Below are 11,609 nucleotides of genomic sequence, written 5' to 3'. Positions count from 1 at the left end.
CGGGGGCATAGAATGTCGGTAGAAAAAAGAAATCCGCAACGCGCATTCGCGTTATATTGCGCTTTAATCTGTAGCTTGATGCCTACATTTACCGTATCGGCCACAGCACCTATCATGCCTGTAGATTTATCGTCGGCGCGCTCACCTGCATCGCAAAGCATGTCGGTGGCCCAAAGCCGTTCCCAATTATTGGCGGTATTACCGAAAAACGTTACGCCGTTCTATTCTTCTGAATTGGCTGTGCTTTATGCTGCAAACCATATGCAACCTATGTGGCAAGACCGGGCCGCTGTTCAGCATTTCCAGCAACAATTAGCGGAACTGGCACTCTCCGGTATCCAACCACAATTTATGCAATGGGTGAAATGGCTGAGTGATCCGGCCATTACCGGTTTGGCGCGCGACGTTATTTTGTCCGACGCGATGCTGGGCTATTTGCACTTTATCTCAGGTGTCGGTGCGAATGGCAGTGTCTGGTTGTACAGCAATGTGCCGTACAAGATGGCGATGCCACCTGCTACGATTTTAAACCGTTGGCAGCAGGCGGTGCATGAGGGTACTACTGCTCCATATCTGGCGTCCCTGGCACCTCAGCATCCTCAATATGAAAAAATGCATCAGGCGCTGAAAGAGATGCTAGCCGACCGCCGCCCGTGGCCACAAATGGCCAATGGCCCGAGTTTACGCCCAGGCCAGCTAAGCGACGATATACCTGCTTTACGGGAGATTCTCGACAGAACCGGCATGTTGCATCCGGTTGTGTCAGCGCCGGTACAAACTCCGGAAGTCATTCCGGTTGATAATCCGGCGGTGGCGGTGGTGAATGATGACCTCTCCGTCGATGAAGAGAAAAGCCGCGCCCAGGCCCACAGCCTGGTGGTTAGTCCATCAGCGGCACCTGTTGCAGATACGCCGGTGACCAGTGGCGTGGTTGCTCCATCCTCTGCGCCAGTGACGGCTACAGTGACCGACAATGTCTATACGCCAGAGCTAATGGAGGCAGTCAAACGTTTTCAACGCTGGCATGGTCTGAGTGATGATGGCGTTATCGGTGCCCGGACGCGTGAGTGGTTGAATGTTTCTCCGCAGACAAGGGCGACATTGTTAGCATTGAATATTCAGCGTTTGCGCATTTTGCCGGGGCGGGTGGATAACGGCATCATGGTTAACATTCCAAACTATTCGCTGAATTATTATAAAAATGGCACACAGGTGCTTTCATCCCGTGTGATTGTGGGTCGCCCAAGCCGTAAAACACCATTAATGAGTAGTGCGCTGAATAATGTGGTGGTGAACCCGCCGTGGAACGTGCCGACCTCTCTGGTGCGTCAGGATATCGTGCCGAAAGCACGTTACGATTCCAGCTATTTCCAGCGTCATGGCTATACCGTCTTGTCCGGTTGGAGTAATGATGCTGAAGTCGTCGATCCTTCGATGATTGACTGGAGCATGATTTCACCGAACAATTTCCCGTACCGCTTGCGCCAGGCACCAGGTGCCAGCAACTCCTTGGGGCGGTTCAAATTCAATATGCCAAGCTCAGATGCAATCTATTTGCATGACACGCCGAACCATGGCTTGTTCCAGAAAGATATCCGCGCGCTGAGCTCTGGTTGTGTTCGGGTGAATAAAGCCTCTGATTTAGCCAATATGCTGTTGCAGGATGCCGGCTGGAATGATGCTCGGGTATCCTCGACCTTGAAACAAGGCGATACTACTTATGTCAACATCCGCCAACGCGTGCCGGTACAACTCTATTACCTGACGGCATGGGTGGCTGATGACGGTAAACCGCAGTTTAGAACAGATATTTACAATTATGATATGACGGTGAGATCAGGTTCACAAATCTCCCATCAAGCCGAACTTTTGCTGCAATAAATGCAGTAAAACTCAATAACTAATGGTCTCAATATCGGGTTGTCTTATGGGGTTCCTCAGCGGGTGCCCTATAAACCTGGACTAAACGCACAGTGAATGCGTGCCGAATGCGGGTTGACTGGTTTTCCGTAGGCGGTTATGGTTCGGGACGGCACATAGATACCCAAAGCAATTGGGTTGCAGCCAATACAGTTGCGGCTTCAAGTAATAAGGGGCAGTGCTTACTTTTGACATTCTTGCCAGGTATTAACAGAGATCATGGATAAAATTGATAATTATCGCCGTAAATGGCTAGCGTTAGGCGGGGTAGCACTCGGGATGTCGCTGCTCCCAGGGCAAGCATTTGCTACCCTTTCGACTCCTCGTCCACGCATCTTGACCCTGAATAACCTGAATACAGGTGAGTCCATAAAAGCCGAGTTTTTTGACGGTAGAAGCTATAACAAAGATGAACTTTCCCGTTTGAATCATTTATTCCGCGATTATCGGGCCAATAAAGTAAAAACCATTGATCCTCGTCTCTTCGATCAGCTATACCGCCTGCAAGGCCTTCTCGGTACAACTAAACCGGTGCAGCTGATTTCAGGTTACCGCTCGCTTGATACTAATAATGAGCTACGTGAACGGAGCCGTGGTGTGGCCAAACACAGCTTCCACACACAAGGGCGGGCAATGGATTTCCATATTGAAGGCATTCAATTGAGTAATATCCGTAAAGCAGCATTAAAAATGCGCGCTGGTGGTGTAGGATATTACCCTCGCAGTAACTTTGTGCATATTGATACTGGGCCAACACGATCCTGGTAATATGTATTTTTATGCCAGTGCTTTGAATCTATACCCAGGGCACTGGGGTTGGAGTTTTATGAAATATCAAATTATTCCAGTGACGGCCTTTAGCCAAAATTGCACACTTATCTGGTGTGAAGAAACAGGGCAGGCCGCCCTTGTTGACCCAGGTGGTGAAGCCGCCAAGATCATTGCAGAAGTTGCTCGTCACAATATTCAGATTAACCAGATTTTATTGACCCACGGCCATTTGGATCATGTGGGTGCCGCCGCTGAATTAGCTGCGCATTTTCAGGTGCCGATTTATGGGCCAGAAAAAGAAGATACCTTCTGGCTAGAAGGACTACCCGCTCAAAGTAGAATGTTCGGGTTGAGCGAATGTGAGGCCTTCACGCCAACACGTTGGCTGGAAGAGGGCGATAAAATTACTGTGGGTGCAATCGAGCTCTCAGTTTTGCATTGTCCAGGACATACGCCGGGGCATATCGTCTTTATTGATCAAAAAGATCGTTTGGCGTTAGTTGGCGATGTTATTTTTAGTGGTGGAGTTGGGCGCAGTGATTTCCCGCGTGGTGACCATCAGCAACTGATTAATTCCATCCGAACTAAACTGTTACCTTTGGGAGATGACATGACATTTATTCCAGGTCATGGCCCAATGTCGACGCTGGGACATGAACGGCAGACTAATCCGTTTATACGCGAAGAACCTGCTGTTTGGTAACAGCAACTGCTTAGTGTTATAAACTCTTAGCAGAGTGACAGCATGGAATAACAAGAAGGGCGCCATTCGGTGCCTTTTTTATATTATATTTAATGAGCTGTTAAAGCATTTTGTGAAGTCATAATCAGCTATTTCTGCGAACTATGAAGATAATGACGGTGTTCATCAAGTAAGTATCACCTCTGAGATATCCATAAGGCGTAGCATGGCTGAAAGATATAACTGATATTGACTCGGCAGTCATTTTTCTGCCGTTTGAGTTCGTAGTATTAACGAGCGCCTTTCAATGGAATCCACTATGCCATTTCGTCGTTTCAGACCGAATAAATTCCTGTCCCGGCTCGGTTTTTCTTCTATGGTATTATTGCTTTTTCTGTTGCTGGGCGCAGTAGTGATTTATGCGCAAACAAAAAGCAATATGCATCAGAATGCTGAAGCTAAGTTATTACAGGCTAGGGTGCGCTTCGACCAAATATTTAGTAATTTACAGCATGCAGCTATTCAGGTTGAAACTGGGCTTGGAAAACCTTGTTTGCAAGTGGTACAGAATTTGCGCGATCAGGTGGTATTGATTCCGGATGTTCGCTCTGTCTCTTTAGCCAAAGGCAGTAACATTTATTGTTCTTCAATATATGGGCCACTTTTCACCCCTTTTGATTTAGATGTATTTGTTGATGGGCAATTAGAGTTAATGCAAGGCAATGATGTGACACCTGATCGCGCTTTGATGGTTTACCGCCTGGCGAGAGGTAATTACAGCATTCTGGTTGCAGTTGATGGCTATTACCTGCGTAGTATTCTTAATTTATTGAGTAGCGATATAGAGTTACAACTGAGAGTTGGTGATAAATGGATGGATGCGGCTGGAATTGTGCATTCTGGTAACCCGCCGAACGGCGGGGAGCCGCTATACTTAGCTTCAGAGAAGTATGCTTATGCATTAAGCACCGCACTGTCTAATCAACAATATTTGGCTTACGCTTGGCAATATGCCCGTGGCAGCTTAATTTTCTTCATATTAATGAGTGTTGGGTCAGCTGCACTTGTCTTCTGGTTATCTGGTAGGGCGGCATCACCTACCCAGGTATTAAAACACGCGTTAGAAAATAACGAATTTATTCCTTACCTGCAACCGATTGTCAGTGGCAAAGAACAATGCTGGATTGGCTGTGAAGTCTTAATGCGCTGGCAACATCCGGGGCAGGGGTTAATTCAACCGAATCAATTTATTCCGATGGCAGAAGACAGTGAACTTATCGTGCCGATGACTCGTTCTATTATGCAACAAGTCAGTGCCAAATTTGCACCTTACGTAAATCAATTACCTGAAGGCTTCCACTTCGGTTTTAATATCAGTGCCAATCATTGCCGTGATCTCAGTCTGGTAGATGACTGCCGTAATTTTATCCAAGCCTTCGGTGGCAATAAAATAAATATCACGCTGGAATTAACTGAACGGAAATTAATTGTTGCCGATGCGACTACAGATAAATTATTTGCTGAGCTTCATGCTTTAGGCGTCTTTATTGCTATTGACGACTTTGGCACGGGGCATTCAAGTTTGACTTATTTGCAGAAGTTTAAAGTTGATTTCCTCAAGATTGACCAAAGTTTTGTCGGCATGATTGGTTCAGATGCTTTGTCTAGCCACATCGTGGGCAATGTGATTGATCTGGCGACTCGGCTGGGGTTGCAAACTATTGCCGAGGGTGTCGAAAACGAGACTCAAATGCGTTATTTACAGGCCCACAAAGTGGATTACCTGCAAGGTTATATGTATGGGCGACCTATGCCGATGAACGAATTTGCCAAGTATTTATTTCATTAATATTTTTAGCCTGATAGATAAAACAAAGGGTGCCTGGGGCACCCTTTTTACAGATTAATCACAATGACTCAATTAAAGCACAGCAACGATAGCTTCACACAATGGCGCCATATTATCTGGCGTCATACCGGCCACGTTAACACGGCCAGAATTTACTGCATAAACCGCGAACTCATTGCGCAGACGCAGCACTTGTTCTTTGGTCAGGCCACTGAATGAGAACATACCATTCTGGTTGATGATAAAGCTGAAATCTTGCTTAGCGCCTTTTTCTTGCAAGGTGTTAACAAACAACTGACGCATACGATGAATGCGCTGACGCATATCAGTCAGTTCTTGCTCCCAAATTGCCCGTAGCGCTTTGTCACTCAGTATGGTCGCAACCACTGACGCACCGTGAGCAGGAGGGTTGGAATAGTTAGCACGGATAACCGCTTTAACCTGGCTAAAGGCGATATCAGCCACTTCACTGTTTGCAGCAACAAGGGTACAAGCGCCAACACGTTCATTGTACAGACCGAAGTTTTTGGAATAAGAGCTGCAAACGATCAGCTCTTGATGCTGTGTGGCAAAAATACGCAGGCCTTGAGCATCTTCTTCCAAACCTTTGGCAAAACCTTGATAGGCGAAGTCAAACAGTGGCAACCAACCTTTAGCCACTGACAGTTCAGCTAATTGTCTCCACTGAGCTTCTGTTGGGTCAATCCCGGTTGGGTTATGGCAGCAGCCGTGGAACAACACGACATCACCTGCGTGGGCTTCTGACAGGCTATTTAATAGCCCATCGAAGTCTAGAGCATGGTTAGCGGCATCATAATAGGCATATTCAACCACTTCCAACCCCGCTGCGGCGAAGATGTTTTTATGATTCGGCCAGCTTGGATTACTGACCCAGACACGTTTGGCACTGGTTTGATGGGCAATAAAATCAGCCGCGATACGCAGGCCACCCGTACCACCAGGAGTTTGAGCGGTGCGGGCACGTTTATCAGTAATAATCGTGCTATTGGCACCGAACAGCAGTTCCTGAGTACAATGGGCGAAAGCTGGCAGCCCTTCAATTCCCAGATAGTTTTTGGTGACTTCATTTTCCAGCAAATACTGCTCAGCTTTTTTGACGCTGGTCAGCACCGGCGTTTTCCCGGATTCGTCTTTGTAGACACCGATCCCCAGGTTAATTTTATTAGGGCGGTCATCCGCGCGGAAAATATCGGTCAGGCCCAGAATCGGGTCCGCAGGTGCAGCAGTGATTTTTTCAAACATGTCAGAGGCTTCCATGGCTTAGCGTTAAGCAAACAGAACCATCAGGGTAGCGCCAGTTGCGGCCTTTGCCAACCGTTTGCGATAAAAAGAAATGAATGTTGTGAGGCGAGGGGATTCGGGGTGAAAAATCGGCAAAATAGTGTATTCGGCAGCGCAATATCTCTATTTTAGCCAAGGACAAAAACAAAAAGACAGAGCCGAGGCCCTGTCTTTTTTAACTTAGGTCAGCAGATAAACTGCCGGGTTAAGTTTAACTTAGAACTGGTAAACCAAGCCAACACCTACAACGTCGTCTGTGTTCAGACCGTTTGCACGAGTGAAGTCATTTTCGTCCAGCAAGTTGATTTTGTAATCAACATAGGTAGACATGTTTTTGTTGAAGTAGTAGTAAGAACCTACAGAAACATATTTCAACAGATCTTGGTTATCGCCATTCGCGTTAAGATCTTTCCCTTTAGACTGAACGTAGCCTAAAGATGGGCGCAGACCGAAGTCAAACTGGTATTGTGCAGTGATTTCAATATCACGAGTCTTATTAGCGATAGTATCGTTAGCATCGCCATATGGAGTCATGTTCTGAGTTTCAGCATACATTACAGCCAGGTATACGTTGTTTGCGTCGTATTTAGCACCAACGTTCCATGCCTGAGCTTTATCGCCCTCAGCAGTACTGAAACGTTTTTGCTGATCAGTACGGTTTGAAGAAGAGAAACCAGCACCGAAGTTCACGCCGTAACCGATATCATAAGTAGAAGAGATACCGAAGCCGTCGCCATTCTGATCTTTCAGATTATCGTAAGAAGTTACTACACCAGCTGCGTCAGTAGTAGTGCCATTACGACCATCTTCGTTTTTGCCTTGATATTGCAGAGCAAAGTTCAGGCCATCAACCAGACCGAAGAAGTTGGTGTTACGGTAAGTAGCCAAGCCAGTAGAACGGCCAGTCATGTAGTTGTCAGAGTTGGAGATTGAATCACCACCGAACACTGGCAACATGTCAGTCCATGCGTTGACATCATAGATTACGCCGTAGTTACGGCCGTAGTCGAATGAACCGAATTCAGCAAATTTCAGACCAGCAAAGCCCAGACGGGTTTTGTTGCCTTTGTCGCCTTGAGATTCAGCGTGGTTAGCCTGAACGTTGTATTCCCACTGGCCGTAACCGGTCAGTTGGTCAGTAATTTGGGTTTCACCTTTGAAGCCGAAACGAACATAAGATTCGTCGCCGTCTTGGCCAGCGTTGTCAGAGAACTGGTGACGCGCGTCAACTTTACCGTACAGGTCAAGTTTGTTGCCGTCTTTGTTGTAGATTTCTGCTGCATTAGCTGCACCAGCTACTAACAATGCTGGGATTACTACTGCAAGAATATTGCGCTTCATCATTATTATTACCCTCATTGGTGTTATTCGGACACCTGCCACTGCCGCCAATAATTTTTTTGGAACTATTGTTGAGAGTTTGGTGTCGTCTGTGTCTGAACGCAGTGTTCCATTCACGAGGGTTATAATCCAGACCGAAAATGCTACCAATTACCTGAATATGTTTCATTGAGAAACTATGTGTTACCAAATGTAAATATCAGGGAACTTTGTGACTCAGATCGAACTTTAAAAAATGATAAAAGCCAGCAAGGCTGGCTTTTATTTATACAAAATCACAATTTTTTTCTAAATGACTAACTTAGAAACTGGCATTTCTCGGTGTGCGTGGGAACGGAATGACATCCCGAACGTTTTGAACCCCTGTTACATATGAGATCAAACGCTCAAATCCAAGGCCAAAGCCTGAATGTGGCACCGTGCCATAGCGACGCAGATCACGATACCACCAATAATCTTCTTTATTGAGGCCCATTTCTGCCAGACGTGCATCCAGCACATCTAAACGCTCTTCACGTTGGGAACCCCCGATGATTTCGCCAATACCCGGTGCGAGAACATCCATCGCAGCCACGGTTTTACCGTCTTCGTTCATCCGCATATAGAAAGCTTTGATATCTTTCGGATAGTTTTTAACCACTACTGGCGCTTTAAAGTGTTGCTCAGCTAAATAGCGCTCATGCTCAGAAGACAAATCTATGCCCCAGGCGACATCATTCTCAAACTTCTGGCCTGATGCCAGCAAGATTTCAATAGCATCAGTGTAATCAACCTGAGCAAAATCTGAGGTGACAAAGCGCTGCAAGCGATCAATCGCATCTTTATCCACACGTTCGGCAAAGAATTTCATGTCATCTGCACGTTCGTTTAACACCGCTTGGAAGACGTATTTCAACATTTTCTCTGCTAAACCGGCGACATCATCTAATGACGCAAAGGCGACTTCTGGCTCTACCATCCAGAACTCAGCCAGATGACGGCTGGTGTTAGAGTTTTCAGCACGGAAAGTCGGGCCGAAAGTGTAAACTTTGGATAACGCGCAGGCGTAGGTTTCGCCGTTAAGCTGACCGGATACCGTCAGGAAGGCTTCTTTACCGAAGAAATCTTCACTGAAATCGACAGCGCCAGTATCAGTGCGCGGCAGGTTTTCCAGATCTAACGTCGATACACGGAACATTTCACCCGCACCTTCAGTATCAGATGCCGTGATTAGCGGTGTTGAAACCCAAAAGTAACCGTTCTCATCGAAGAAACGGTGAATAGCTTGTGCCAAAGTATGGCGAACACGAGCCACTGCACCGATCAGGTTCGTGCGCGGGCGCAAGTGAGCGACTTCACGCAAGTATTCGATACTGTGACGTTTTGCTGCCATTGGGTAAGTATCGGGATCATCAACCCAACCGACCACTTTGATAGCGGTGGCCTGAATTTCAAAACTCTGCCCTTCACCCGGTGATGCCACTACGGTGCCAGTCACTTCTACTGAACAGCCGGTAGTTAAATGCAGTACTTCGTCCTGATAATTAGGCAAAGTATTATTTACGACGGCCTGTAACGGGTCAAAGCAGGAACCGTCATAAACGGCAACGAAGGAGATACCCGCTTTAGAATCTCTCCGGGTACGCACCCAACCGCGCACGGTGACTTCACTGTCAACCGCAGCACGGCCTTGCAGTACGTCGACTACAGGCACTACGCTCATAGATTTCTCTCTTTAATAGTTTTGGATAATTTTAATATCGAAATAGTTAACAACCCAAAGAAATGGGGATGTTGCTATGTTACTTGTGGCGGAGCAGGACACAAGTAGAAATCATCAGTTCAGTGCAACATTGTCATAAAAATATACGACACAAACAGAGAAATGATTGAATAGTGGAATATAGAAGAGTAAAGCGAGGAAAAAAGTTCAAATTAGAGTGGGGCCGGGCAAGCATTTGTCGCCCGGCAATTGCGTATTAGCTGGCCTTTTTAACCAACGGCAGAGCGAATGCCTCACGTAATTCATCAACAAACGCGGGATCATGGCAAATAGTTTTGCCTGGGCTATCAGAAAGTTTAGCCACCGGTTTGTCATTACACTCAACCAGTTTAATCACGATATTCAGCGGCTTGACACCTGGAATATCACAGGTTAAACGTGTACCAATACCAAATACTAACTTAACCCGTTGGTAAAAGTGGCGGTATAGCGACAGCGCTTTTTCCAGATCCAGATTATCTGAGAACACGAGTGTTTTACTCATTGGGTCAATACCCAGTTTTTCATAATGGGCGATAGCCTTTTCACCCCATTCAACCGGATCACCCGAGTCATGGCGCAATCCTTGATAGCGGTCAGCAAATGTTTTATCAAAATCGCGCAGGAATGCATCCATAGTAATGCAGTCGGTTAACGCCACACCAAGTTGGTTTGGATACTCATCTAACCAGGCTTGTAACGCGACGCGTTGGCTATTGGCCAGCACCGGGCTAATTTGTTGATGCGCCTGGAACCATTCATGAGCTTGGGTTCCCACGGGATCTAAAGACAATTTCCGTGCTAAATCATAATTACTGGTGCCCACCAGGTAGGGGAATTCATCTTTTAAGTGACTGACAATGGCATGTTGTATTTCGCGTGAGAAACGGCGACGCGTACCAAAATCCATTAACTTGAAGTGGGTTATATCAATATCAGCACTGAGCGCGTTAAATTGCTGAAGCTTGCTACGTAGTTGTGAAACAGCCAGATCAGCCGTGACATGCGCAGAACGGCGGCGATGGACGATTTCACTGATTACCGCTAATAGTGGCACCTCCCACAGGATTGTTTCGCACCATAACCCAGTAATACGAATATCTAATTCACCGTCATTATCAGATACAGTGACTTGCTCGGGATTAAAACGAAAGGCCCGTAGCCAATTGAGATAGTCATTTTTAAAGAAGGGCAAACCGGAGAGATACTGATACTCATCATCGGTCAATGCCAATTGGCTCATCAATGTTATCTGGTGGCGGATTTCGTCGGCATACTCGCCCAGCAGCTCATCACCACGGCAGCGGAACTCAGCGGCAACGGTAATATGGCGATAACGATGAAACACTGCTTGTTGCATATGAAGTTTATATGCATCGGTATCAAGCAATGAAGTCAAAATCGGTGAGGCGTCTTGGGTCATGGCGCTATACAGCATCCTCGTAGGAGCATTTTCCACAGTCGGCAGAATCTAAAGTCGCAGAAGTATACCGGTATTATCCTGTTATTGAAGCCTCATCACACCATAAATTCTAATCCCAGGTCTAGGATTAAACGTGCCATAAGCGATAGAAAAGCTGTTTTGCTAAACGATCAATCCAATTAAGGTCAGTTTTTAGCTATTTAGATAATAAGGAGAAATTGTATTAAAATATATAGGGTTATTAATCTGAATAGAATATAGACAATAGTCACGAGTATATTCGAAATAACGTGAAACATCCGGCAAGCTTTCTCCTCTTGATAACATCAACTCTCCGTTTGGTTTTGAGCTAAATGTAATTAAAGTCGTGGGCATGCGAGGCGGCTCGAAAAAAGATCATTCAATGCACTATTTGCCGGATTAACACCGCCTCTTACCTAGGTTTTTTTTACAATTGTGATACATTGAAAAGACTATCTGAGTCTAAGGCGAAGTCGCTGGTAGCAGTACTTTGAAGCTAAACTTTAAGCGAAAACGACCATAAATACAGACTTGATAATCATATTCACTGATGACGTCA

8 protein-coding genes are annotated in these 11,609 nt (G+C 46.1%); 4 read left to right on the top strand and 4 right to left on the bottom strand.

Translation table 11 applies throughout. From position 1 onward, the window contains the following. The first annotated feature begins 12 nt into the window (after positions 1-12). From ldtD to FGL26_RS07340, 4 genes are all read left to right on the top strand, one after another. Positions 13-1,881 carry a L,D-transpeptidase gene (gene ldtD, locus FGL26_RS07355; protein ID WP_005170967.1) on the top strand — a complete coding sequence of 623 codons (1,869 nt, stop codon included), beginning with the start codon at positions 13-15 and terminating at the stop codon, positions 1,879-1,881. A gap of 258 nt (positions 1,882-2,139) precedes the next feature. Further along, a complete protein-coding gene (gene mepK / locus FGL26_RS07350; protein WP_005170957.1) occupies positions 2,140-2,688 on the top strand; it encodes a peptidoglycan L,D-endopeptidase MepK in 549 nt (182 codons plus the stop codon). A gap of 58 nt (positions 2,689-2,746) precedes the next feature. Next, entirely contained in the window at positions 2,747-3,394 is a 648-nt protein-coding gene (locus tag FGL26_RS07345; protein ID WP_005170954.1) for an MBL fold metallo-hydrolase, read from the top strand. Positions 3,395-3,692: 298 nt separating this feature from the next. Beyond that, a complete protein-coding gene (locus FGL26_RS07340; protein ID WP_005170951.1) occupies positions 3,693-5,222 on the top strand; it encodes an EAL domain-containing protein in 1,530 nt (509 codons plus the stop codon). Between the two features lie 72 nt (positions 5,223-5,294). On the opposite strand, the gene FGL26_RS07335 is transcribed toward FGL26_RS07340, so the two are convergent. The 4 genes from FGL26_RS07335 to pncB form a co-directional block, all read right to left on the bottom strand. Continuing rightward, positions 5,295-6,485, bottom strand: coding sequence for an amino acid aminotransferase (locus FGL26_RS07335; RefSeq protein ID WP_005170947.1), 1,191 nt, complete (start codon positions 6,483-6,485; stop codon positions 5,295-5,297). Positions 6,486-6,740: 255 nt separating this feature from the next. Then, on the bottom strand, positions 6,741-7,865 hold the full coding sequence (gene ompF, locus FGL26_RS07330; RefSeq protein WP_005170944.1) for a porin OmpF: 1,125 nt from the start codon (positions 7,863-7,865) through the stop codon (positions 6,741-6,743). A 301-nt stretch (positions 7,866-8,166) separates the two neighbouring features. Next, positions 8,167-9,567 carry an asparagine--tRNA ligase gene (gene asnS, locus FGL26_RS07325; protein WP_005170940.1) on the bottom strand — a complete coding sequence of 467 codons (1,401 nt, stop codon included), beginning with the start codon at positions 9,565-9,567 and terminating at the stop codon, positions 8,167-8,169. A 256-nt stretch (positions 9,568-9,823) separates the two neighbouring features. After that, complete coding sequence (pncB, locus tag FGL26_RS07320) at positions 9,824-11,029, bottom strand: nicotinate phosphoribosyltransferase (RefSeq protein WP_005170939.1); 1,206 nt, start codon at positions 11,027-11,029, stop codon at positions 9,824-9,826. Positions 11,030-11,609 lie beyond the last annotated feature (580 nt).

Origin of the sequence: Yersinia enterocolitica subsp. enterocolitica, from assembly GCF_901472495.1 — a bacterium.
Taxonomy (GTDB): Bacteria; Pseudomonadota; Gammaproteobacteria; order Enterobacterales; family Enterobacteriaceae; genus Yersinia; species Yersinia enterocolitica.
This window is presented reverse-complemented; position numbering and strand designations above follow the sequence as displayed.